At 39.6% G+C, this 23200-nt stretch carries 30 protein-coding genes and 7 tRNA genes; 3 read left to right on the top strand and 34 right to left on the bottom strand.

Going from position 1 to position 23200, the window contains the following annotated elements:
- Window positions 1–36: 36 nt before the first annotated feature.
- The 5 genes from glmM to sigW form a co-directional block, all read right to left on the bottom strand.
- Complete coding sequence (glmM, locus tag J2S74_RS16855; RefSeq protein WP_307327580.1) at window positions 37–1398, bottom strand: phosphoglucosamine mutase; 1362 nt, start codon at window positions 1396–1398, stop codon at window positions 37–39.
- 71 nt (window positions 1399–1469) lie between these two features.
- Complete coding sequence (locus J2S74_RS16850; protein WP_307327578.1) at window positions 1470–2786, bottom strand: CdaR family protein; 1317 nt, start codon at window positions 2784–2786, stop codon at window positions 1470–1472.
- Window positions 2779–3597 carry a diadenylate cyclase CdaA gene (gene cdaA / locus J2S74_RS16845; RefSeq protein WP_307327575.1) on the bottom strand — a complete coding sequence of 273 codons (819 nt, stop codon included), beginning with the start codon at window positions 3595–3597 and terminating at the stop codon, window positions 2779–2781. Before cdaA ends, J2S74_RS16850 begins: the two co-directional genes overlap by 8 nt.
- A 171-nt stretch (window positions 3598–3768) precedes the next feature.
- Window positions 3769–4431, bottom strand: coding sequence for an anti-sigma factor family protein (locus tag J2S74_RS16840; protein ID WP_307327573.1), 663 nt, complete (start codon window positions 4429–4431; stop codon window positions 3769–3771).
- Window positions 4432–4453: 22 nt separating this feature from the next.
- Window positions 4454–5017, bottom strand: a complete 564-nt coding sequence (gene sigW / locus J2S74_RS16835; protein WP_307327570.1) for an RNA polymerase sigma factor SigW — start codon at window positions 5015–5017, stop codon at window positions 4454–4456.
- A gap of 201 nt (window positions 5018–5218) precedes the next feature.
- On the opposite strand from sigW, the gene J2S74_RS16830 reads away from it, so the two are divergent.
- Window positions 5219–5401 (top strand): aspartyl-phosphate phosphatase Spo0E family protein, encoded by a 183-nt coding sequence (locus J2S74_RS16830; protein WP_307327567.1) that lies wholly within the window; start codon window positions 5219–5221, stop codon window positions 5399–5401.
- A 203-nt stretch (window positions 5402–5604) separates the two neighbouring features.
- Here the strand turns inward: J2S74_RS16830 and J2S74_RS16825 are convergent.
- The 8 genes from J2S74_RS16825 to J2S74_RS16790 form a co-directional block, all read right to left on the bottom strand.
- Window positions 5605–5680: transfer RNA gene (locus J2S74_RS16825), tRNA-Ala, on the bottom strand.
- 202 nt (window positions 5681–5882) lie between these two features.
- A tRNA-Lys gene (locus J2S74_RS16820) sits at window positions 5883–5958 on the bottom strand.
- Window positions 5959–5964: 6 nt separating this feature from the next.
- Window positions 5965–6039: transfer RNA gene (locus J2S74_RS16815), tRNA-Gln, on the bottom strand.
- A 21-nt stretch (window positions 6040–6060) separates the two neighbouring features.
- A tRNA-Thr gene (locus J2S74_RS16810) sits at window positions 6061–6136 on the bottom strand.
- A gap of 49 nt (window positions 6137–6185) precedes the next feature.
- Window positions 6186–6260, bottom strand: a tRNA-Glu gene (locus tag J2S74_RS16805).
- Between the two features lie 5 nt (window positions 6261–6265).
- Window positions 6266–6341 (bottom strand) — tRNA-Thr (locus J2S74_RS16800).
- Between the two features lies 1 nt (window position 6342).
- Window positions 6343–6418: transfer RNA gene (locus J2S74_RS16795), tRNA-Asn, on the bottom strand.
- Window positions 6419–6650: 232 nt separating this feature from the next.
- On the bottom strand, window positions 6651–6896 hold the full coding sequence (locus tag J2S74_RS16790) for a hypothetical protein (protein WP_307327564.1): 246 nt from the start codon (window positions 6894–6896) through the stop codon (window positions 6651–6653).
- A gap of 122 nt (window positions 6897–7018) precedes the next feature.
- Here J2S74_RS16790 and pdaB point away from each other — a divergent pair, with 122 nt between their 5' ends.
- A complete protein-coding gene (pdaB, locus tag J2S74_RS16785; protein WP_307327561.1) occupies window positions 7019–7777 on the top strand; it encodes a polysaccharide deacetylase family sporulation protein PdaB in 759 nt (252 codons plus the stop codon).
- 57 nt (window positions 7778–7834) lie between these two features.
- Here the strand turns inward: pdaB and J2S74_RS16780 are convergent, their stop codons facing one another.
- On the bottom strand, window positions 7835–8479 hold the full coding sequence (locus tag J2S74_RS16780) for a KinB-signaling pathway activation protein (protein WP_307327558.1): 645 nt from the start codon (window positions 8477–8479) through the stop codon (window positions 7835–7837).
- A 268-nt stretch (window positions 8480–8747) separates the two neighbouring features.
- Here J2S74_RS16780 and gerD point away from each other — a divergent pair, with 268 nt between their 5' ends.
- Window positions 8748–9365, top strand: a complete 618-nt coding sequence (gene gerD, locus J2S74_RS16775; RefSeq protein WP_307327555.1) for a spore germination lipoprotein GerD — start codon at window positions 8748–8750, stop codon at window positions 9363–9365.
- 64 nt (window positions 9366–9429) lie between these two features.
- Here the strand turns inward: gerD and salA are convergent, their stop codons facing one another.
- The 20 genes from salA to rplO form a co-directional block, all read right to left on the bottom strand.
- The gene (salA, locus tag J2S74_RS16770; protein ID WP_307327552.1) at window positions 9430–10479 is read right to left on the bottom strand and encodes an iron-sulfur carrier protein/transcriptional regulator SalA; all 1050 of its coding nucleotides are present in this window, start codon (window positions 10477–10479) and stop codon (window positions 9430–9432) included.
- Between the two features lie 197 nt (window positions 10480–10676).
- The gene (gene cwlD / locus J2S74_RS16765) at window positions 10677–11387 is read right to left on the bottom strand and encodes an N-acetylmuramoyl-L-alanine amidase CwlD (RefSeq protein ID WP_307327549.1); all 711 of its coding nucleotides are present in this window, start codon (window positions 11385–11387) and stop codon (window positions 10677–10679) included.
- Between the two features lie 61 nt (window positions 11388–11448).
- On the bottom strand, window positions 11449–11886 hold the full coding sequence (locus J2S74_RS16760; protein WP_307327546.1) for a DUF2521 family protein: 438 nt from the start codon (window positions 11884–11886) through the stop codon (window positions 11449–11451).
- Window positions 11887–12228: 342 nt separating this feature from the next.
- Complete coding sequence (rpsI, locus tag J2S74_RS16755) at window positions 12229–12621, bottom strand: 30S ribosomal protein S9 (protein ID WP_307327544.1); 393 nt, start codon at window positions 12619–12621, stop codon at window positions 12229–12231.
- Between the two features lie 22 nt (window positions 12622–12643).
- The gene (gene rplM, locus J2S74_RS16750) at window positions 12644–13081 is read right to left on the bottom strand and encodes a 50S ribosomal protein L13 (protein ID WP_307327541.1); all 438 of its coding nucleotides are present in this window, start codon (window positions 13079–13081) and stop codon (window positions 12644–12646) included.
- Window positions 13082–13336: 255 nt separating this feature from the next.
- The gene (gene truA / locus J2S74_RS16745) at window positions 13337–14125 is read right to left on the bottom strand and encodes a tRNA pseudouridine(38-40) synthase TruA (RefSeq protein WP_307327539.1); all 789 of its coding nucleotides are present in this window, start codon (window positions 14123–14125) and stop codon (window positions 13337–13339) included.
- The gene (locus tag J2S74_RS16740; protein WP_307327537.1) at window positions 14125–14934 is read right to left on the bottom strand and encodes an energy-coupling factor transporter transmembrane component T family protein; all 810 of its coding nucleotides are present in this window, start codon (window positions 14932–14934) and stop codon (window positions 14125–14127) included. The genes truA and J2S74_RS16740 overlap by 1 nt, the downstream gene beginning before the upstream one ends.
- A 3-nt stretch (window positions 14935–14937) precedes the next feature.
- Window positions 14938–15804 carry an energy-coupling factor transporter ATPase gene (locus tag J2S74_RS16735; RefSeq protein WP_307327535.1) on the bottom strand — a complete coding sequence of 289 codons (867 nt, stop codon included), beginning with the start codon at window positions 15802–15804 and terminating at the stop codon, window positions 14938–14940.
- On the bottom strand, window positions 15780–16616 hold the full coding sequence (locus J2S74_RS16730) for an energy-coupling factor transporter ATPase (protein ID WP_307327531.1): 837 nt from the start codon (window positions 16614–16616) through the stop codon (window positions 15780–15782). Before J2S74_RS16730 ends, J2S74_RS16735 begins: the two co-directional genes overlap by 25 nt.
- A gap of 325 nt (window positions 16617–16941) precedes the next feature.
- Window positions 16942–17304, bottom strand: a complete 363-nt coding sequence (rplQ, locus tag J2S74_RS16725) for a 50S ribosomal protein L17 (protein WP_307327528.1) — start codon at window positions 17302–17304, stop codon at window positions 16942–16944.
- A 74-nt stretch (window positions 17305–17378) separates the two neighbouring features.
- The gene (locus J2S74_RS16720) at window positions 17379–18323 is read right to left on the bottom strand and encodes a DNA-directed RNA polymerase subunit alpha (RefSeq protein WP_307327526.1); all 945 of its coding nucleotides are present in this window, start codon (window positions 18321–18323) and stop codon (window positions 17379–17381) included.
- A gap of 186 nt (window positions 18324–18509) precedes the next feature.
- The gene (gene rpsK, locus J2S74_RS16715) at window positions 18510–18902 is read right to left on the bottom strand and encodes a 30S ribosomal protein S11 (protein WP_307327523.1); all 393 of its coding nucleotides are present in this window, start codon (window positions 18900–18902) and stop codon (window positions 18510–18512) included.
- A gap of 18 nt (window positions 18903–18920) precedes the next feature.
- The gene (gene rpsM, locus J2S74_RS16710) at window positions 18921–19286 is read right to left on the bottom strand and encodes a 30S ribosomal protein S13 (RefSeq protein ID WP_307327520.1); all 366 of its coding nucleotides are present in this window, start codon (window positions 19284–19286) and stop codon (window positions 18921–18923) included.
- Between the two features lie 19 nt (window positions 19287–19305).
- Window positions 19306–19419 (bottom strand): 50S ribosomal protein L36, encoded by a 114-nt coding sequence (rpmJ, locus tag J2S74_RS16705; protein WP_003322638.1) that lies wholly within the window; start codon window positions 19417–19419, stop codon window positions 19306–19308.
- A 41-nt stretch (window positions 19420–19460) separates the two neighbouring features.
- Entirely contained in the window at window positions 19461–19679 is a 219-nt protein-coding gene (infA, locus tag J2S74_RS16700; protein ID WP_010896341.1) for a translation initiation factor IF-1, read from the bottom strand.
- Window positions 19680–19683: 4 nt separating this feature from the next.
- Window positions 19684–19986 carry a KOW domain-containing RNA-binding protein gene (locus J2S74_RS16695; RefSeq protein WP_307327429.1) on the bottom strand — a complete coding sequence of 101 codons (303 nt, stop codon included), beginning with the start codon at window positions 19984–19986 and terminating at the stop codon, window positions 19684–19686.
- Between the two features lie 12 nt (window positions 19987–19998).
- Window positions 19999–20751: a type I methionyl aminopeptidase gene (gene map / locus J2S74_RS16690; protein ID WP_307327427.1), complete on the bottom strand. Its 753-nt coding sequence runs from the start codon at window positions 20749–20751 to the stop codon at window positions 19999–20001.
- Window positions 20748–21401: an adenylate kinase gene (locus J2S74_RS16685; protein ID WP_307327424.1), complete on the bottom strand. Its 654-nt coding sequence runs from the start codon at window positions 21399–21401 to the stop codon at window positions 20748–20750. The genes map and J2S74_RS16685 overlap by 4 nt, the downstream gene beginning before the upstream one ends.
- Before the next feature lie 61 nt (window positions 21402–21462).
- Entirely contained in the window at window positions 21463–22755 is a 1293-nt protein-coding gene (secY, locus tag J2S74_RS16680) for a preprotein translocase subunit SecY (protein WP_307327422.1), read from the bottom strand.
- Window positions 22755–23195 (bottom strand): 50S ribosomal protein L15, encoded by a 441-nt coding sequence (rplO, locus tag J2S74_RS16675; RefSeq protein WP_307327420.1) that lies wholly within the window; start codon window positions 23193–23195, stop codon window positions 22755–22757. Before rplO ends, secY begins: the two co-directional genes overlap by 1 nt.
- Window positions 23196–23200 lie beyond the last annotated feature (5 nt).

Below are 23200 nucleotides of genomic sequence, written 5' to 3'. Positions count from 1 at the left end.
GAATAACAGTTTTGTGCTATTCATGCATATTTCTTTTTACTCTATAGACCCAAGCTCTCTTTTAACTACACCGACGATTTTTTCCACATATTTGTTACAAAGCTCTTCTGACGGTGCTTCTGCCATTACCCTCACAAGAGGTTCAGTACCTGACGGGCGAACAAGAATTCTTCCTTCACCTTGCATTTCCGCTTCCACCTTATCAATTTCAGCTGCAATAACTTCATTATTCGTTAAAGCATGCTTATCTGCCACCCGAACATTTACTAATTTCTGTGGGTATTTTGGCATTTCAGCAGCAAGCTCTGATAATTTTTTGCCAGTGGCCTTTAAAATAGCACATAACTGAAGTCCTGTTAATAAACCATCTCCTGCTGTTGCGAAATCAAGGAAAATAATGTGCCCAGATTGTTCCCCACCAAGATTATAGCCACCCTTTCGCATTTCTTCCATGACATATCTGTCCCCAACAGCCGTTTGTTTTGTATCAATACCAACGCCTTCTAATGCCTTATATAAGCCAAGATTACTCATCACAGTTGTTACTAAGGTGTTATGTGATAGTCTCCCTTGTTCCTTAAAATACTTGGCACAGATGTACATTATTTGATCCCCATCTACAATTGCCCCTGTTTCATCAACAGCTATTAAACGGTCAGCATCTCCATCAAAGGCAAGGCCGATATCTGCTCCTTTTTCAAGAACTAAATCCCTAAGAGACTCAGGATGTGTGGACCCAACTCCATCATTAATATTAATACCATTTGGTGAAGTGCCTATCGTACAAATTTGATCGGCCTCCAAATCAGCAAACAAATGGGTGGCGATAGAGGACGCTGATCCATTTGCACAATCAAGGGCGATATGAAGACCTGAGAAATCACCCGAGATCGTTTGCTTTAGGAATTGAAGGTACTTCTGACCTCCTTCAAAATAATCGTTTACCTGGCCGATCTCAGCACCTACTGGACGTGGTAATTTATCTTCTAAATTGTCTTCTACGTGTAGTAATTTTTCAATTTCTTGTTCTTGACTGTCCAGTAATTTAAATCCATCAGAGCCAAAAAACTTTATTCCATTATCTCCAACTGGGTTATGAGAAGCGGAAATCATAACTCCTGCATTTGCACTTAATGCCTTTGTTAAATAGGCAACCCCCGGTGTGGAGATTACGCCTAAACGCATAACCTCTGCTCCAATAGATAATAGCCCCGCAACAAGAGCCCCCTCTAGCATATGACCTGAAATTCGTGTATCTCTGCCAATTAATATTTTAGGCTTATTTGTTTCTCTCGTTAATACATATCCGCCATAACGCCCTAGCTTAAATGCCAATTCCGGTGTTAATTCTTTATTGGCGACCCCTCTCACACCATCAGTTCCGAAGTACTTTCCCATTTAAATCTCTCCTTAAGATTTTTCAAAGTTCAAGTTAAATTCCGTCCATAAAGATTCATACTTTCTCTTCGTTACGTTGTATCCTCTTCCGATTCTTCTTCTGTATGAACCTCTTCCATTCCATCGTCATCTTCGTCCATTTCGGCTTCTAATGGATCATCGTCATCATAGATGAGTACTCGAATGTTTGATCTCCCCAAATTAACTCGAACATTCTGTGGGCCATTAAACTGGAGGGGAACGGTATGTTCACCAACAGCAAGGCCGTCTAGGTCAATATAAAGTTGTAAATCATTTCTCTCAATTCGATTTAAAACGTTAGAGCTTCCCATTAAAGTCAGGGTTATGGCTCCTTCCTCCGGATTGATAAAGCTAAACTCCCTATCTTCTGGAAGTCCAATTGCTTCAATCTGGAAATCTGAAAACTCCCTTTCTTCCTCTTCTGTTATATCTATGGTTATAGTAATTGTTTCGGGTTCTATTCTTTCTACACCTTGCGGGACAGGTATGCTGACCTCTATTGACGTATCTTCTGTTATTTCACTTAAGTCGACAGTGATCCCATCAATAAATGAAATGTCATTTATGACAGATACTGGGCCAAAGATAGTAACCGTATTTGGATCTGCTGTAATGGATTCAATTGCTATTCCAGGTGGAAGATTTCCTTCCCTGTCAATTCGAACAGGTATTTCTTTATTCGGGCTTGTTATTGGAACGGTAACGTCTACTACCGGTGGGTCGGTATTAATATTTATTTCATTACCGCTTTGGTCTAGTACTACAAGCCCTGTTGCCTGCTGGAAGGTAGCATTTCTCCCGCTAACATCCACAACAGCTCGAACAGAGGCAATTTGCTCCACTAGTCCTTGAGCTCCCGTTATATCCACATTGGAAGGGGAAACGGTAGGTGTTCCAACAGTATAGCCCTCTTCAATCTGTCCACGATTTGTTAATTCAATTTCCACTGGAAATGAAACGGTTTGCTTATCCTGAATTGTCACCCTAACCGTTACTGGGAGGACTGAAACAGAAAGGTCAGGAGAAAACCCACGATGGTTTACCCTTTCGTAATAGACACCTGCTTCCCTTCCTCTAAGATCCACATAAAGCTCAAACCTTGGATTTGCTAATTGCAACAACGTTAATACATTTTGAGGACCCCTTAACGTTACTTGAACCGATTCTGGTGCCTCGGTTAGTACATGACGATCTTCATCGTAATAGACCGTTAAGTCTACTTCCTCTAATACTCTAGAACCATTTGTAACACCGGGAATTCCACCTGGTTGGTTGTTGTTATCGGCATTTACCATAAGAAATAACATAATAGCAATTAGCACAGAGATACCTTTAACAAACCAGGGGTTATAAAATAATTTATCCATTTTTCTTCCCTCCCCACTGCCAACGAGAAGAAGTATTTCCTTGGTCTTTTTCAATTAGTTCATTTTCTAGGAGGGTTCTCAGGGCATCCTCATCTAAATTTCGATGGAGTTCCCCGTTTTTTGTAACAGAAATTCCCCCAGTTTCTTCTGAAACAACTAATGTAAGGCTATCGGTTACTTCACTCACCCCGAGAGCTGCTCGATGCCTAGTACCCAGTTCCTTGGAAATAAAAGGGTTTTCTGATAATGGAAGATAGCATCCAGCTGCCATAATTTCACTATTTTTAATAATAACTGCACCATCATGAAGAGGTGTGTTCGGAATAAATATGTTGATTAATAACTCAGAAGTGAGTTTCGCATTCATCGTAATACCTGTTTCAACATAATCATTCATACCCGTTTCCCGTTCTAAAGAAATGAGGGCACCAATACGGCGTTTCCCCATATAATTGGCAGCTTTTACTATATGTTCAATATTGCCCTTCACCTCTTCTTCTACCGCTGTAGTTCCTTTACCAAATAAGCGACCTCTCCCTAATTGTTCGAGGGCACGTCTTAATTCCGGCTGGAAAATGATAATTATAGCCAGCAAACCATATGTAACCGCCTGCTGCATAATCCACTGCAGTGTAATTAAGCCAAATTGCAAGCTTAAAAACCATACCACTAGAATAACCGTAATTCCCTTAACTAGCTGTACAGCACGGGTACCCCGAATAACCATAATCAATTTATATATAACAAACGCAACTAAAGCTATATCAATCACCGATACCAATAACCTTAGTAGTGAGATATCCTCAAACATCGTTTTTCCCCCACAAATAAATTCTTATATTGCCCATGTAGTACCTTTATTCCACATTCTTATTAACTTTAACATTATATCATAAATTACCCATAATAGAATTCCCTATGATTACCTATAGGGAATTGGGGGGATGCCTAAAAAAGAAGGACACATAGGGATTTACGCGTGTCATCCAAAATGTGATAGATTATCCTTGCCATTTACAAAGTTCAATGCTTCTGAGACAAAGCTTTTAACCTGAAACCAAAGCCAATCAAACATACGGTTAATTTCCCTTATCTCCCCAGATACACTGCCTGCCGAGGCTAAATAATGTTCACCATTAATAACAGAACCATTGATAACTGTAATACTGCCAAGAACCTCCCCCGCCACTTCGATGTTACCGTTACGGATAATTAAATCCCCTGAAATGGTTTCCCCTTCTGGAATCAAAACCACTCCCCGTTTTTCATCTACAATAAACTGGCCGTCTCCCTTAACAGTAATTTCTTTATCGCCACCGTTCCATATGGAATTCAAGCTGATTAAAAATACTAAGAAGAAGGTTGCTGCTGTTATGGTAAAAGGGTGTTTTCTCACCCATGTCTTCCATTTGTTCCTTCTCGGTTGTGCAGGCAATCTACTCATTACACTATCTGTAAAGCTTTTAGGTGCTTCTATATGGGAGGCGCTTTGTATAATGGCCACTGTTTTGCGAAGTTCCCTTAAATGTCTCTCACAAATAGAACATGTGACAAGATGACTTTCTAGTTTCTTTTTTTCAAGGAGTGTCATTTCCTCATCTAAATATTTATGAATTAACTTTGCATTTTCATTGGTACAAGCCATTATGGATCCTCCTTTCTAAATATCACTCATTCTTCAATCTCTTCCTTAAAGCTTCCCGTCCACGGTGTATTCTTGTTTTTACAGTTGCAACAGGTAGACTCAAAATTTCGCTGATCTCTTTTAGTGATAAATCTTCCATGTATTTAAGTATAATAGCAGATCGATATTTCGGTGGTAATATCATAATCTCGTCTTGTATCCATTCTTGCATCTCCAGTTGTACTACTTGATCCTCTGGTAATTCCTCATCTGATGCAAGTTGAGAGTAGTATGTAAGATCCTCTGTGCCGGCTACTTGATCTTCCAGATGAAAATCAGGTTTTTTCTTGCGTATCCGATCAATGGCTAAATTGGTTGCGATTCGAAATAGCCACGTTGAAAATTTTCGGTTTACATCATAAGAGTCAAGATTGACATACGCCCGAATGAAAGCTTCTTGAGCAACATCTTGAGCCTCATGCACATTTCCGAGCATTCTATAAGCTACTTGATACACTTTATCTTTATACAGCTCAACAAGCTCAGAAAAGGCTTGTTGATCCCCTTTTTTCACTTCAATTATTATTTTTTTTACAACCGCATCCATTCTTATTACCTCCGGTTCACCGCGGTTATCTCCTCTACGAAAACAACCTTTAAAAGGTTTCAAATAATAATTTTATTTTAACACTTGAATTTAGTAAATAGGGTATTAATTCAAAAAAATCCATGTTTTGCTACCACCAACATGGGGTAAACTGAATAATAAGAAAATAGGAAACACAATTTCAAAGGAGGGTGGGTACTCATGAACCAGCAAACAATTTCAAAGCAAGAACTGTTGAGGGAAATTGAGTCAGCCCGAGACAAAATGAATAAATTATCTTACAAAATGAACCGTACATCTGAAGAGGTAGTGCAAGTGAGTACCTATTTAGATAAACTTCTAAATCAATACCAATTTCAATATCAAAAAAGTAGAAGTGAATAAAAAAGAAGTTAAGCAGAAGCCCTATACAACGGAGGGCTTCTTTTGATATATTAATTTATTATTGAGGGGACGAAAGGATTAGCTTGGAGTAGTGGAAGACAGCGACTCCAGCGGCAAAAGCAACATTCTTAAAGAAAACAGCCTTATATTTTATAATATAAGAAAATCCCTGGATTCTCATCCAAGGATTGTTTTGTTATGTATGGTGGAGCCTAGCGGGATCGAACCGCTGACCTCCTGCGTGCAAGGCAGGCGCTCTCCCAGCTGAGCTAAGGCCCCGTTGATTATTCAAGGAAGAATCTTCATGTAGCTTACGGACGATGTAACGCTCCGTAGCCCCTGTTTCTTCCTCTTCCAGCATATTCGTTGAAGCTAATGCGTCGAAACAACTCGACGTTTACTCTATGAAGCATCGCTCGTAGCTGAGCTAAGGCCCCGTTGTTTTAACGGTCTCTTGTCACCATATGCAGTAAAACAAAAATGGTGAGCCATGAAGGACTCGAACCTTCGACCCTCTGATTAAAAGTCAGATGCTCTACCAACTGAGCTAATGGCTCGTATAATGGCTGGGCTAGAAGGATTCGAACCTTCGCATGACGGAATCAAAATCCGTTGCCTTACCGCTTGGCTATAGCCCATCATTACTTAAAATTATTAAGTGGTGCTGGCCAGAGGACTTGAACCCCCAACCTACTGATTACAAGTCAGTTGCTCTACCAATTGAGCTAGGCCAGCTTTTTAATAATAAAAAGTAGATAACCTAAAACAATAGTACTATAAGAAGTGGTGACCCGTACGGGATTCGAACCCGTGTTACCGCCGTGAAAGGGCGGTGTCTTAACCACTTGACCAACGGGCCATCTTTGGAGCTTCCTAGCGGGCTTGAACCGCTGACCTCATCCTTACCATGGATGCGCTCTACCTACTGAGCTAAGGAAGCATGGCTCCACAGGCAGGACTCGAACCTGCGACCGATCGGTTAACAGCCGATTGCTCTACCAACTGAGCTACTGTGGAACAAAACATTATCCAAATAGGTTAGTGTAACAACCTGTATCTGGCAAGCCTCAATCAAATGGATGAGGAGCAAAGTTTAATCAGACATTTGCTATAATACTATTTTTTTTAATCAAATGCAAGGGTTATTTCACAAAAAAATATTGTTACTTTTTTCCAATTTAATCATCCAAATAAACAACATATCCAACAAACAGCAACTAAATAAATATAATATTTTTCTACACACTTGTCAATCCGTTTGTGAGGTTTTGTATTTATCCGAATGATTTCGGTGCCGAACATACTTTAAGTATTCTTTCTGGGTTGTGAACCTTTTATACAATTTAAAAATCATTTGGTATCTTTCTTCCATTGCTCTTTTTACAATTCCATCAATTCTTGAATCCGATAAATCAAGTAACAGCTCCTCTAGCTCTCTTTTTAGTAAATATTCCATTTCTTGTGATTCTTTGCTAGATAACATTAAGCCTAACATTTACTATGTACCCCCTAAATTTATCGTGTATGAGAAATTATTTTCGTTTTTTCCATTTTTTATTCATAACTGCCTGTCCAATGAATACATATAAATTAAAGATTGGACAAGGGGGACTAGTAATGAATTTTATTTGGGTTTGGAATGCAAAAACATTGAAACGATACATGATTATCGCAGTTGCTGCATTTTTTACAGCAGGAATTTTATACGTTGAAAGTCCACAAGTAGCCGTTTTTACATCAGATGATAAGCCAGTAGCCATCTACAAAGTTGAATCACAAGAAAAGCAAGTCGCCCTTACCTTTAATATTAGTTGGGGAGAAGAACGGGCAATACCTATTCTTGATACATTAAAGGAGCATGACCTTACGGCAACATTCTTCGTTTCAGCAAGCTGGGCAGAACGACACCCAGAAGTGGTAGAACGTATCCTTGAAGACGGTCATGAACTTGGTAGTCATGGTTATCAACATGAACATTACACTAAATGGGATGAAGAAAAAATACAAAAGGATATTCAGACAGCCCATCGAATTATCCAGGAAGTTAGCCAAGAGGTTCCAAAGTATTTAAGACCTCCAAATGGAAGCTTTGATGAAAGAGTTCTAACGGTAGCAGAGAATCTTAATTACGATGTTATTCACTGGAGTATCAATTCAGAAGACTGGCAAAATCCAGGTGTAGATCAAATTGTGGAAAACGTAACTACTAATGTTACAAATGGAGATATCGTTCTATTGCACGCATCTGACTCCGCAAAACAAACAAAAGAAGCTTTACCAATCATCATAGATCAATTAAAAGGTCAAGGCTTCAAGTTCAGTACAATTTCTGACTTACTATCAGGAGCGGATGTAGCTACTCAAGAAATTTATTAAAATAAGTAAAACATTCAAGCACTACGCTTGGGTGTTTTTTTTTGAAAAAGCCCACCATCATTTAGATGGTTGGGCTTTTGGATTTACTTTACTTACTGTTTTTTTACTTTCTTTGGATGGGGTCTCATGCAACCGGTGTAGTACGAGTACTTGCCATGTATTAGCTACTAGTAAAGTAACAATCGAGGTACTTAAAAACGTAAAATCATTTTCCCTGAGAGCAGGAATCCATTCGATTGTTGTAACAACAACCATAAAAAATAGAGTGGGAACAAAGGCCAGCCAATTGGTATCCTTACTCTTAATGTAAGCAACGATCGTCGCATAAACTAAAAGGAGAAAAGGTAATAAAGCAAAATCCAACATTGTTTGTCCCTCTTCTGCAAAAGCCATATGACGGAAAAACATTAGATCAAATAATGCAAAACCAATAATAACAACCTGTACTTGTGTCCATAGCTTCACCGTCTTAAATATACCTAATCCGAAACGGTGTACTGTTAAGTAAGCAAAGAAACCCATTTGAGCAATAACCGTCCAAATGGAGGCAGTAATTCCAATCATGATAATCCCACCAAAATTACCATTGCTTATATCATTCATATGCGTTCGCCAATCGAGGGTGAGTCCCATTATAAAACCAGCAGTTGTGCCGATTAAGAGGGTTGTATAAAATAAATAAACAACTTTTCTTGTATTCACAGTCAAAATCCTCCTGACATATTCACTCAAGTCCTACCCTTCATTCTATCAAATTTTTAATTTACTCCGCTACTTTTTTCTACATTTTTCCCTATCCTTCTTAACTTAGAAAAAAATGTAATAATATTGTCGAATATAGTAAAACTTACAAAGGGAATAGTTACCTTTCTTTTAGTTTTTCCAATAAGGTATGTCTTAAAAACAGTATAAAATCACTTCATCTAAACCATATTATGAACAAAAGCAGAAAGAAAGGAGCCGCTTTACAGTGGTGCATAAATATAGATTATCCATTCTTTGTTTAGGACTAATTATCAGCTTTTTTATCTCGGGCTGTGCAGCAATGGAAGAGCAAAGCTCACAGCAGCCTGATTATGAGAGCACAAAAAAAATGATGGTAGATATGTTAAAAACCGATGAGGGCAAGCAAGCTATTAAAGACGTATTAGAGGATGATGAAGTTAAGTCTGCAATCGTCATGGAACAGGATTATGTTACTGAAACAATCCGTACAACTTTAACCTCTGAAGCAGGTAAGGAATATTGGCAGTCTGTTATGCAGGATCCTGAATTTGCTCAATCCTTTGCTCAGAGTATGCAACAGGAAAATGAAAGGATATTAAAAAGTCTTATGAAGGACCCTGAATATCAAGGAATGATGATTTCTATTTTAAAGGATCCTGAAATGGAAGAGGAATATTTGGAGTTAATGCAAAGTAAAGAATATCGTCAGCAGGTTATGAACGTAATGACCGAAGCATTTGAAAGTCCTTATTTTATTGCTAAACTTAATGAAATTATGTCCAATGTAGCGGAAGAACAAATGCAGAAAAAAGAAGAGGAAAAAGAAAAACAGGAGCAAGAAGGGGATTCAGGAGAAGAGTAGGTTTAACTTAATGTCTAAACAAATGAAGGCGCATTCCATTTTTGGTATGCGCCTTTAAGTGGTTTTATTTTGATGTCTTTTCAATGACTTTATCAGCCATATCTAAATAAATTTTACCTATTGGGTGCTCTGTATCATAGATGGATGGAGCAAAATTATCATCATCAATTTCAGGCTGCCCTAACGGAATTTGAGCTAGTACTTCTGTATTTAATTCCTTGGCGAGCTTTTCTCCGCCACCTTTACCAAAAACATATTCCTTTTCTCCAGTAACTTTACTTTCAAAGTAAGCCATATTCTCAACAACCCCTAAGATCTCATGCTCCGTTTTGATGGCCATAGCACCAGCACGTGCAGCAACAAATGCTGCTGTAGCATGTGGAGTAGTTACAATTATTTCTTTTGATGTCGGGAGCATAGAGTGTACATCTAACGCCACATCACCTGTTCCTGGGGGTAAGTCTAGAATAAGATAATCTAACTCGTCCCATTCCACTTCAGAGAAGAAATTATTCAACATTTTCCCAAGCATTGGACCACGCCAAATAATTGGTGAATTATCCTCTACAAAGAATCCCATGGAAATAACTTGGACATCAAAACGGTTAACTGGATAAATGCGTTGACCAACTACTTTTGGTCTTTCTTCAATTCCCATCATGTCCGGAACACTAAAACCGTATATGTCTGCATCAATGATACCGACTTTTTTTCCTTTTCGAGCTAAGGATGTGGCTAAATTTACAGAAACGGTTGATTTACCTACTCCGCCTTTACCACTAGTTACAGCTATAAAGGTTGTTTCATCCGTACGATCTAAAAGAGACTTCTTTTCATTCCCAGTTTGTCCACCATACTGGCTTAGCTCTTCATCTGAAAGCTTTTCAAAGCGTAGACCTACTGATTCCGCTCCTGCACCCTTCACAGCTCCTACAACCTGCTGTTGAAGCTGCATTTGTTCAGCAGTCCCTGTTTGAGCTAAAGCTATTTTTAGGCTAACCATATCTCCCTTTATTTTTATTTCTCTTATTGCATTGATTTCAACAAGACTTTTTTGTAATTGAGGTTCTTGAACTCCTTTAAGTGCTTCAAGCACTTGTTCTTCCGTTATCATTGTAACACCGCCTTTAAACATGTATGTATTCCCAAACACTCAAGATTAGTATAACATATTCCTAATTAATTCATGTTGATGTATATCACACGTTATTATTTTTTTGAAAGACTGTTTTCTAAAGATGGTTGTTTTAGAAGAATATTAACTGGCTTGGATCCGCTACAGGCGGAACAATTACGCAAAAAACCTTTACCTTAATTAGGTAAAGGGTCGTCACTTGCATATCGGAGAATTCCTTCGTATATGGAAGCAGCTACTTTCACTTGGTAATCCTTTGTGTTTAATAGTTCTGCTTCTGTAGGATTAGATAGGAAGCCAACTTCAACAAGAGCACCTGGTATATTGGCTTGTTGGAGTATATAAACACTATTTATTGGCTTGGCTTCACGATCGGTGTTTTCTAAGTTACGTCGTATTTCCCCTTGAATTTGCTTAGCTAATTCTTCATTTCCTTCAATGGCTCTATTGTAAAAAGTTTGTGCTCCGCGCCATCTAGGGGATGGTATCGAATTTAAATGTATACTGATAAATAAATCTGCACCAGTTTCATTTATAATTGATACACGTTTTCTAAGGTCTTCAACTTTTCGCGAGCGCACTCTTTGGGTGCTATCACTAGCTAAATCATGGTCACCTTCGCGAGTCATTATAACAAGAGCACCAGCTTGCTGCAGGTAATCCCTAAGCATGAAGCTAACATCTAAGGTAACATCTTTTTCCAATGTTCCGCTTTTAGAAGTAGCTCCGCCATCTATCCCTCCATGCCCTGGATCAATGACAATTACCTTTCCAGACAATGGAAGGTGCCATCCTGTAGAATTTTTACTAATTAATTGTATTTCAATAATCCCAATAAGTATTCCAATTACTACTGCAATAGCTATTAGTTTCCATGCTCTTTTCACAACCCCGCCCCCCTTGTCCTTCTTTTCTATTTATATGGGACGAGGTTGAGTTTATGATTATTTAATGGAGCCTAAGACGATATTTTTTTTCACCTTCTTGAAACCCCTTTTTCCACCAACGCAATATAAAAGCTCTACATTTTTCACGCTGAATTTCCTTTTCCTGTTCTGTTAAACTAAACCATGCGCCAAATTGACCAGTTGTTTGTTCAATATAAGCATTAAGCTCTCCTCTACACCTTTCTTGTACTTGTTCGGCCGTTTCACCATAATAACCGAAACGCCCATATTCAGAACCCAATAAATAAGCATCAATTCCAATGTCTAAACAGTAATCAACGAGGTAAAGCTTCCCCACTGATTGACCGATTAAGTTATGGAAGAACTGATCATGAACGTCCTTCCTCATGTCATCTATTTTCAATGAACGAAGCATGCTCCGCTCGAATTTCCATTGCTTTTTCCTTCTTCTTTCGCCTAAATCCGTTACAACGTTCATTCGGCATCGCCTCTCGTTTTTTTATTTTTAGTGTTGATTAACTGAGGCGATTCAATAAGGGCAAATACTTGGAACCAATAGTGAAATGACACCAAGGTAAATGTTCCTTTGTATAAAAGAACAAAAGCACAAGCGCCTTGCTCACGAGCGACCAGCAAATGCTTTTGACCAAAAAAAAGTGCTTTTTACTTTTCATTCGGGCAAAACATTTGACCTCGAGCGAGTAGGCACTGAAGCTAGACGATTATTCAGCCACAGTTATCCACATTCAGAAAAATATAGTTTCAACAATAAAAAAGACCCCCAACCAAAATCGGTTGAGAGCCTTTGAAGCGTTGGTAATTAACGCTTTGAGAACTGAGGTGCACGACGAGCAGCTTTAAGACCGTATTTCTTACGCTCTTTCATACGAGCGTCACGAGTCAAGAAGCCTGCTTTCTTTAATGAACCACGGTACTCAGGGTCAGCTAAAAGAAGTGCACGGGCAACTCCGTGACGGATTGCACCCGCTTGTCCTGTGTAGCCTCCACCTTTAACAGATACTAATACGTCATACGTACCTTCTGTTTGAGTTTCCACTAGTGGTTGTTTAACAATTAATTTTAATGTTTCAAGGTCAAAGTAGTCGTTGATATCTCTGTTGTTGATAACGATGCGTCCGTCTCCCGGAACTAAACGCACACGTGCAACGGAGTTCTTACGACGACCTGTTCCATAATATTGAACTTGTGCCATGTAAAATTTCCTCCTTCTATAATTAACCGCGTAGTTCGTATACTTCCGGTTTTTGAGCTTGATGGTTGTGTTCACTTCCTGCAAATACGTGAAGCTTCATACCTTGCTTACGACCAAGGGAATTCTTTGGAAGCATTCCTTTGATTGCTAATTCAAGTACTCGCTCTGGCTTTTTAGCTAACATTTCACCAGCAGTCGTTTCCTTAAGGCTTCCTGGATATTGACTGTGACGGTAGTACTTCTTGTCAGCTAATTTGTTACCTGTTAAATGAATTTTCTCTGCATTGATAATGATTACGTGATCTCCTGTATCGATATGCGGAGTAAATGTTGGTTTATGTTTACCACGTAGGATGCTTGCTACTTCACTTGCAAGACGACCTAGTGTTTGACCTTCAGCATCTACAACATACCATTTACGGTCGATTTCACTTGGCTTTGCCATATATGTCGTACGCATTTGTTTCCCTCCAAATCAAATTTCACAAAAACTTAAGCGTCAATTAACAAATTCTACTGTAGATTCCTTACCCGGGGCTAGTGGGTATAGAAATACCGTATATCATCATATAACATATGAAAGGCCATGTCAACAAAATGTTACACCAGGATTCGTTGTCATTTAATTTTTTTCTACGATTGGCTATTTTCTAAAAGATAATTGATTCATGCCAAGGTAAAATTGCACTCGAAACAGCAAAATATATACATTTATTTACATGGATTTTTGCAGTTTATCCAGTTCCTCCTGGAGTTTTTGTTTTTCATAAAAAACTTTCGTTAAATAAAGGCCATTCCCGGGGATGGTAGGACCGGCTAAGTCCCGGTCTTTCCCTTCAATAATAGAAGGGATAATATCTGCCTCAATTTTCCCTTTCCCAACTTCCAAAAGGGTTCCTGTGAGAATGCGGACCATTTGATAAAGAAATCCAGTACCTATGTAACGGAAAATCCATTCGTCCTCTTTTTTTTCTATTCCAACATGAAAGATCGTTCGTACCTTATCCACTACGCTGGTCCTCGGTGAAGAGAAGCTAGAGTAGTCATGAGTTCCCATAAGAAGTACCGCGGCTCGTTTCATTTCTGAAAGGGAAAGTTCATATGGGTAATGATACATATAGTTCCTTTTAAATATATTCTTCTTTTTCGAATTATTTACTTGATAAACGTATTCCTTCCCTACTGTATCATATCGGGCATGAAAATCTGGATCCACGTAGGTAACTTCTCTGACCATTATATCTTCGGGAAGTAAGCTGTTTAAGGCATTTGGCCATCTCTCGGCTGGAATAGAAAGGGTTGTGTCAAAATGTATTGTTTGCCCAATGCTGTGAACACCAGTGTCTGTACGCCCAGAACCTGTTACCTTCCATTTATCCCCTTTGTGTATCCTTGCTAATGCCTTTTCCAATTCCCCTTGAACAGTCCTCTTCTCAGGTTGAACCTGATATCCTGAGAAGAGGGTACCGTCATAGGATACGATTGCCTTCACTCTATTCCCCATCAATTACCACCTCCAATTTTTACAATCAGGACTATGAGCGCATATAATGCAAAAACAATAACTGCATATGTATCTTTTTTCAGCCACGTTAAAAGGCGGAATTTTGTTCTTCCTTCTCCTCCTTCATATCCCCTTGCTTCCATCGCCGTTGCTAAATCTTCTGCCCTTTTAAAGGACTGTACAAATAATGGGATAAAAATAGGGATGACGGCTTTTAACCTGTTCCAAAGGGAACCTTGTGTGAAGTTAGCTCCCCTTGCCCTTTGTGCTTTTATAATTTTTGCCGTTTCATCTAATAGTGTAGGTATAAAACGGAGTGCAATAGACATCATAAAAGCTAATTCATGGGTAGGTACCCCCAATTTTTTTAATGGTTTCATAAGGGTTTCCAGTCCATCTGTTAAGGCTACCGGTGTCGTTGTTAACGTGAGTAAAGATGCCATAATAAATAGTACTAATAACCGGGTGGCCATAAACCCACCTTGAGTAACCCCTCCAAGGTAAATGGTAAAAATCGGTGTTGAAAAAATGGCGGGACCTTCTCTAGTCAAAAATAAATGTAAAATAAATGTAAAGAGAATAATAATGACAATAAATCGCATTCCTTTTATATAAAAACGTAAAGGAATTTTTGCATAATAGAAGGCAGTCGTCGTTAATATTAAACCTCCTATTAATACAAATGGATGCCTGCTTATAAAAAGAAAAACCACAAACAGCATTAGGCAAATCAATTTAGCCCTCGGGTCCATTCGGTGTACAAAGGATTTTCCCGGAACATATTGTCCAATAATAACATGATCTAACATTTGCTAATCCTTTCCTAGAAAAGAGAGTATTTCTTCTACAGTGTCTCCTAGGGTAAACTTTACGGTATTTATTTTTTTATCACCAGATTTCTCCTTTAATAACTTTAATAGTTTTACTGTTTCCGGAATCCCTAAACCTAGTGCCTCCAATTCTTTCTGTTGGGCAAATACTTCTTCTGGAGTGCCTTCCATAGCAAGCTCCCCTTTATCCATTACAATAATATGTTCCGCATACCTCGAGGCATCTTCCATTTGATGTGTAACCAAGATTATCGAGCGTTCGTCTGAGCCCTTGTACCATTGAAATAGTATATTCATTATCCCTTCATGCCCTTGTGGATCTAAGCCAGCTGTTGGTTCGTCTAGTATTAAAACTGAAGGCTCTATGGCTAATACTCCAGCAATAGCAACTCGCCTCATTTGACCACCACTTAACTCAAAGGGGGACCGTTCATAAAGGTCGGGTTCAATCCCTACAAGAGTAAGCATTTCCTTTGAGATTTCTTCTGCTTCCTTTTTGGACTTACCAAAATTAATAGGTCCGTACATAACATCCTTTAACACCGTTTCATCAAACAGTTGATGCTCTGGAAACTGAAATACCATCCCCACTCGTTTCCTTATAAAATAAAGTTCCTTTTCCTTTGTATCCTTATAAATTTTCCAATCACCTATAGTGACTTCTCCTTCAGTAGGTTTTAATAAACCATTTAATAGCTGGACGAATGTTGATTTTCCTGAACCGGTTTGCCCGATAATGGCAGTATATGTATGGTTCTTTAAACGAATGTTGAAGTTATGTAATGCTTTTTTTTCAAAGGGGGTATCTTTCATATATGTATAAGCTACATCTGTTGCTGTAATTTGCATAGTGTTTTCACCAATTCTTCTTCAGAAATTTGACCCACAGAGATTGGGACTCCCCTGCATGTCAATGCTTCTACTAGTTCGTAAATAAACGGCTGCCTAAGCCTGGCTTGCTTTAATAAATCTTTATTCGTTAGTAGAGCACTAGGTAAACCGTTCCCAATGATGGCACCATCCTTCATCACAACCATTCGATCAGAAAGGACAGCTTCCTTTAAATCATGAGTAATTGTAATAACCGTCATATTCTCGTCCCGGTTAAGTTTCTGTACGTAGCGGATCACTTCTTCTCTTCCTGTAGGGTCTAGCATTGATGTAGCTTCATCCAACACTAATATTTTCGGATTCATAGAAATTGCGCCAGCTAAGGCTACACGCTGTTTTTGTCCTCCAGATAGACGATGAGGCTCACTTAGTTCAAGTCCATTCAATCCCATTTTATTAATGCTCTCCTGAACCCTTTGTACCATTTCTTCATAGGGTACGCCACAATTTTCTAATCCGAAAGCAACATCATCTTCCACCGTGGGACCTACGATTTGATTATCAGGATTTTGAAAAACCATTGCAACCTTTCTTCTTATAAGTGTATGGTTATTAACATTGGAAGTAGAAAGTCCACTCACAAGGACCTGTCCTTCTATAGGGGTAAAAAGGGCGTTCATAAATTTTGCTAAAGTTGATTTCCCAGATCCGTTATGACCAACAATAGAGACCCATTCTCCGGATTGAATGGTGAGATTAATATTCTTCAATACTAATTTATCTGAAGGCCTATATCGGAAGTATACGTTATTCATTTGGATTATTTCCATTCGAAGACCTCCCTTATTCCCCGGTAAATATGTTTACAAATAATTTCGAATATTTGTATAAATATTTTAGGATACTACCTATCAACTTTCCAAAAGGAAGTATCTATATGTAGTGTGACGATGACCCGCTTTTCGCGCGCAGTGACGAGAAAAACACTCGTCACTGCTCTAAGAGCTTGCGAAAGCTCCGTTCATCGTTTAGCTTACTTCCCCAAAGTAAAGCGCTTTGGGGAAGTAAGCTAAAAAAGGGCATAGATACAGAATCTAATTGGATTCTGTGTCTCGCCCTTTGAAAAAATCAATTCGATAAAAGCTATAGCTTCTATTATACTAGCTCAATAATCGCCATTTCTGCACCGTCTCCACGGCGAGGTCCAAGCTTAAGAACGCGTGTATAACCGCCCTGACGGTCCTCATAGCGTGGTGCGATATCATCAAATAACTTCTGAACTGCATTTGTACCAGCTTCTGCGTCTGCAATCTCATTACGAATGAATGCAGCTGCTTGACGACGTGCATGCAGGTCACCACGTTTTCCAAGTGTAATCATTTGGTCAACGATTGAACGAAGCTCTTTCGCTTTTGGGACAGTTGTTTCGATTCTTTCGTTGATGATTAAATCTGTAGCTAAGTCACGGAATAATGCTTTACGAGCACTAGAATCACGACCTAATTTTCTGTATCCCATGGGTGTCCCTCCTTCTCAAGTCAAATTTCTTCTATAGCATGAGATGAGATGAAGTATGGAGAAAATAAAACTATCTATTCTTCCTTACGAAGACCTAGGCCTAGTTCTCCTAGTTTCTCTTGAACCTCTTCTAAAGACTTTCGTCCAAGGTTACGTACCTTCATCATATCTTCTTCTGATTTGTGAGTTAGTTCTTGAACTGTGTTAATGCCTGCACGTTTTAAGCAATTATAAGAACGAACAGACAAGTCAAGTTCTTCGATCGTCATTTCAAGCACTTTTTCTTTTTGGTCTTCTTCTTTCTCGACCATTATCTCTGCATGTTGAGCTTGATCGGTTAAGCCAACAAAGATATTTAAATGCTCCGTTAAAATTTTCGCGCCAAGGGAAACAGCCTCTTCTGGACGAATGCTTCCATCTGTCCATACGTCTAGTGTCAATTTATCATAGTTCGTAATTTGACCTACACGGGTGTTTTCCACTTGATAGTTTACACGGGAAACTGGTGTGTAAATAGAATCAACTGGTATAACACCGATTGGTAAATCATCGGACTTATTTCCTTCAGCAGGAACATAACCGCGACCACCACTAGCCGTAACTTTCATATGGAATTTCGCTCCTTTCGAGAGCGTTGCAATATGAAGGTCAGGGTTTAAAACCTCCACATCACTGTCATGCATAAAGTCTGCAGCAGTGACTACACCTTCTCCTTGCGCTTCAATTTCTAACGTTTTTTCTTCTTCTGAGTAAATTTTCAGTGCGAGCTTCTTTAGATTTAAAATGATAGAGGTAACATCCTCTACTACACCTTCAATCGTTGAAAACTCATGGAGTACTCCATCAAATTGCACCGTAGTCACCGCAGAACCTGGAAGGGAAGATAATAGAATTCGGCGCAGGGAGTTACCTAACGTCGTTCCATAACCTCTTTCCAAAGGCTCTACTACAAACTTTCCATATGATGCATCTTCACTGATCTCAATCGTCTCAATTTTTGGCTTTTCTATTTCGATCATTTACACAAACCCTCCTTCAAAACGTCGAAACCCCGGTTGAAGGCTACTCGTTCAACCGGAATCCCTTTTTGGGCACATCCCGACCTGTTACGAAACCGTCAATACTTTACAAAGAGCCGTTTACACGGTCAATGACTCTTAAACCATTATTGACAAGGGTATGAAGTTCCATACCTCTGATGCGGATTACACTCTACGACGTTTTGGCGGACGGCATCCGTTATGTGGTACTGGAGTAACATCTTTAATCATGTTTACTTCTAAACCAGTTGCTTGAAGTGAGCGAATTGCTGCTTCACGGCCAGCACCTGGACCTTTAACGGAAACTTCAACTGTTTTCATTCCGTGTTCCATCGCTGCTTTTGCTGCAGTTTCTGCTGCAGTTTGTGCTGCGAATGGAGTAGATTTACGTGACCCTTTGAAGCCTAGTGCTCCAGCACTTGCCCAAGAAATCGCGTTACCACTAGTGTCAGTGATGGTTACGATTGTGTTATTGAAAGTGGAGCGAATGTGCGCAACACCGGATTCAATATTTTTACGTTGACGACGTTTTGTACGAGTCGTTTTCGGTTTAGCCATATTCCAACATTACCTCCCTTACTTCTTCTTGTTTGCAACTGTACGACGTGGACCTTTACGTGTACGTGCATTATTCTTCGTCTTTTGACCACGAACAGGTAGTCCACGACGATGACGAATACCGCGGTATGATCCAATTTCGATCAAACGCTTAATGTTTAGAGAAACTTCACGTCGAAGATCCCCTTCTACTTTATAACCGTCAATTACTTCACGGATTTTACCAAGTTCATCTTCTGTTAAGTCGCGTACGCGTGTGTCTTCAGAAACACCAGCCTTCGCTAGAATTTCCTTCGCACGGGAATTACCGATTCCAAATACGTACGTTAATGAAACGACAACTCGTTTGTCACGAGGAATGTCGACACCGGAAATACGTGCCATAGTTTACACCTCCTGTGAATTAGCCTTGTTTTTGTTTGTGTTTAGGATTTTCGCAAATTACCATGACGGTACCTTTTCGGCGAATAACCTTACATTTTTCGCATATTGGTTTGACAGACGGTCTTACCTTCATGTTTTTACCTCCTTATGTTGCGGAGTGCCACTGATTTAGTGTTATTTATAACGATACGTGATTCGACCACGAGTTAAATCATACGGAGACAATTCTACAGTAACTTTGTCGCCTGGTAAAATGCGAATGAAGTGCATACGAATTTTACCAGAGACATGTGCCAAGATTTTATGTCCATTTTCCAGTTCAACTCGGAACATTGCGTTAGGAAGTGGTTCAATAACCGTCCCCTCTACTTCGATTACATCTTCTTTGGCCATGAATTTACTCTCCTTCCTTCAGTAAATTATCATCTATATATGTTGAAATTGCAAAACGCAGCTTTGCATTGGTTACACGACCCGTTTCAACAATGCTATTTTTTACCTCTGGGGCAACAATATCAAGTCGCTGAATGTGTTGTATGTTCTTCTTTTTTGCCCGATCTACCTTACGCTTATCCCCATCGGCGATTCGAACAAAACGTCCATCCATCACTTCTATCACACATGCAAATTGATCTTTGTCCCTACCATTTAAAATTCGCACAAGCTCTCCCACTTGTGGAACCGAATCAGGATCTTTCATTTAGTGACCACCTTATCTCTCGGTTTTTGTCAATATTTCATATCCTGTATCTACAATAGCAATGGTGTGTTCGAAATGGGCACACATTTTCCCATCTGTTGTCACTACCGTCCAATTATCCTTAAGGACTCGAACGTGACGTGATCCAGCATTTACCATCGGTTCAACGGCTAAAACCATTCCTGGCTTAAGTCGTGGGCCTTTTCCTGGTGGTCCGAAATGAGGAATCTGTGGATCTTCATGAAGCTCCTGTCCCACTCCATGCCCAACATATTCTCTTACAATGGAAAAACCGTGCTTTTCCACATAGGTTTGTATTGCATGAGATATATTAGACAATCGTTCCCCTGGTTTTGCTTCCGCAAGACCTCTATACAATGATTCTTCAGTAACTTCTAGAAGTTTGCGGTTTTCTTCGGAAATGCTCCCAACTGGATAGGTCCAAGCGGAGTCCCCGTGGTACCCGTTATAATTAGCGCCAATATCAATACTGATAATGTCGCCATCCTTTAGGATCCGATCTCCAGGAATTCCGTGTACCAATTCATCATTTACTGAAGCACAAATGCTACCAGTAAATCCATTATAGCCTTTAAAAGATGGAATCGCATCATGTTGTCGAATAAAGTTATCGGCGATGCTGTCTAATTCTTTTGTTGTGATACCAGGTTCGATGTACTTTTGAAGTTCTTGGTGAGTTAGGGCAACAATTTCACCTGCTACACGCATGATTTCTAACTCTCTTGCCGTCTTACAGATAATCATTGATTACTCCCTTTGATAATCCCATCGATATCTTCAAAAACTTCGTTGATTTCTTTATTTCCATCTAATTTACGAAGATAGCCCTTATCCGTGTAAAAGTCAACTAATGGCTGTGTCTGCTCTAAGTTAACTTCTAAACGTTTACCAACGGTTTCAGGTTTATCGTCCTCACGTTGAATTAAGTCACTACCATCTTTATCACATTTTCCAGATACTTTAGGAGGATTATAGATCTCATGGTACGTTGCTCCGCATGTTGGACAAATCCAACGTCCAGTAAGTCGTTTAAATAAGTCCTCTTTCGGTACCTCTATATATAAAACATGGTCAATTTTACGACCAAGTCCTTGTAACATTTCCTCTAACGCATCAGCTTGTGCCACAGTTCTAGGAAAGCCATCAAGCAAAAAACCGTTTTTACAGTCATCCTTACTAAGTCGCTCCCGAACGATACCTACCGTTACTTCATCTGGTACTAAGTTCCCCTCGTCCATAAAGGCCTTTGCCTTCAAACCAAGTTCTGTACCATTTTTTATAGCGGAACGGAACATATCGCCGGTTGAAATGTGAGGAATCCCATATTTTTCGACAATTTTCTCTGCTTGTGTTCCTTTCCCTGCTCCTGGAAGCCCCATTAAGATTAAATTCATCTCTCTACCCCTCCATCGTTATTTTTCACGATTGAAAGCAAAGGGAGAAATTCTCCCTTTATTACTTCAAGAACCCTTTATAGGAACGTTGAATTAATTGGCTTTCAACTTGCTTCATCGTATCTAACGCTACACCAACAACGATCAATAATCCAGTACCCCCTATTTGTACTGCTGGAGGTAGTCCAGCCAGTTCTGTAAAAAAGACCGGGATTATTGAAACAGTTGCCAGGAAGAGTGCACCGACGAATGTCAAACGATAAAGAATTCGAGTGATATACACTTGCGTCGTATTACCAGGGCGAATACCAGGAATATAACCACCTTGTTTTTTCAGGTTTTCGGCCATTTGTTCTGGATTTACTTGGACAAACGTATAGAAGTACGTAAAACCAATGATTAACAGCGCATAGACTACTAGTCCAAATGGTTGCGTATAATCAAAGTTTCTCGTTATCCAGCCAGCTATCGTATTGTTATCCCCGATCAACCCGGCAACTGTAGGCGGGAAGATGAAAAGGGCCATTGCAAAGATAACTGGAATTACCCCGGCTGAGTTTACTTTTAAAGGCAAGTGTGTAGATTGCCCCCCTTGAGGTTTCCCAGCAACCAATTTCTTGGCGTATTGAACAGGAATTTTACGTAATCCTTGTTGCACAAAGATAACACCTACCGTAATGGCCAACACAGCAAGGAGCAATAATGCGATGATCACAATATTAATGAACAAAGCATCCCCAGCTTCTTGAATGTGAGTAGCGTATATCTGATTGACACCATTAGGTATACCAGCTGCGATACCAGCGAAGATAATGATAGAAATACCATTACCTACTCCTTTGGCTGTGATTTGTTCACCTAGCCACATTAGGAATGCTGTACCTGCAGTAAGTGTAACTGCAATAAGCAAGAATGTCGTCCAAGTTGGATTAGGTACAAGTCCTGGAAAAAGGTTGTTGAAACCAATTGACATCGCCAAGGCTTGGAAAAATGCAATAACAATCGTACCATACCTCGTTACTTGTGCAAGCTTCCGACGCCCTACTTCACCTTGTCTTGACCACTCAGCGAATTTAGGGACTACATCCATTCTCAATAACTGTACGATAATGGATGCAGTAATATATGGCATGATCCCCGTTGCAAAAATCGAAAATCTTTCAAGTGCTCCACCGCCAAAGGTATTAAGAAACCCAAAGGCGTTCATTTGTCCTGCAAAATCCAGTACGTCTGCATCTACCCCTGGAGCAGGGATGTGAGCACCGATGCGAAAGACAATTAACATCGTTAAGGTGAAAAGAATTTTATTCCTTAAATCACCTACACGCATGATATTGGAAATTGTTTGAAACATTAAACCACCTCAGTTGTTCCGCCGGCAGCTTCAATCGCTTCTTTAGCAGATGCTGAGAACTTATGAGCTTTCACAGTAAGTTTCTTCTCGATAGTTCCTTCACCCAAAATTTTAATTCCATCTTTCTCGTTACTTACGATACCAGATTCAATTAAAAGTTCTGGAGTTACTTCAACACCCTCATCAAAACGATTCAATGTTTCTAGGTTCACAATTGCATACTCTTTACGAGTTGGATTTGTAAATCCACGCTTTGGTAAACGACGGAAGATTGGCATTTGCCCACCTTCGAATCCAGGACGAACCCCGCCACCTGAACGGGCGTTTTGACCTTTATGTCCTTTACCTGCAGTTTTACCGGTCCCTGAACCGATTCCGCGACCTACACGCTTACGTTCTTTACGAGATCCTTCTGCGGGTTTTAATTCGTGAAGTTTCATATTAG

The sequence above is a fragment of the Evansella vedderi genome (assembly GCF_030813435.1).
Taxonomy (GTDB): Bacteria; Bacillota; Bacilli; order Bacillales; family Salisediminibacteriaceae; genus Evansella; species Evansella vedderi.
Note: the sequence above shows the minus strand (reverse complement) of the source record. Positions and strands in the feature narration are given on the sequence as shown.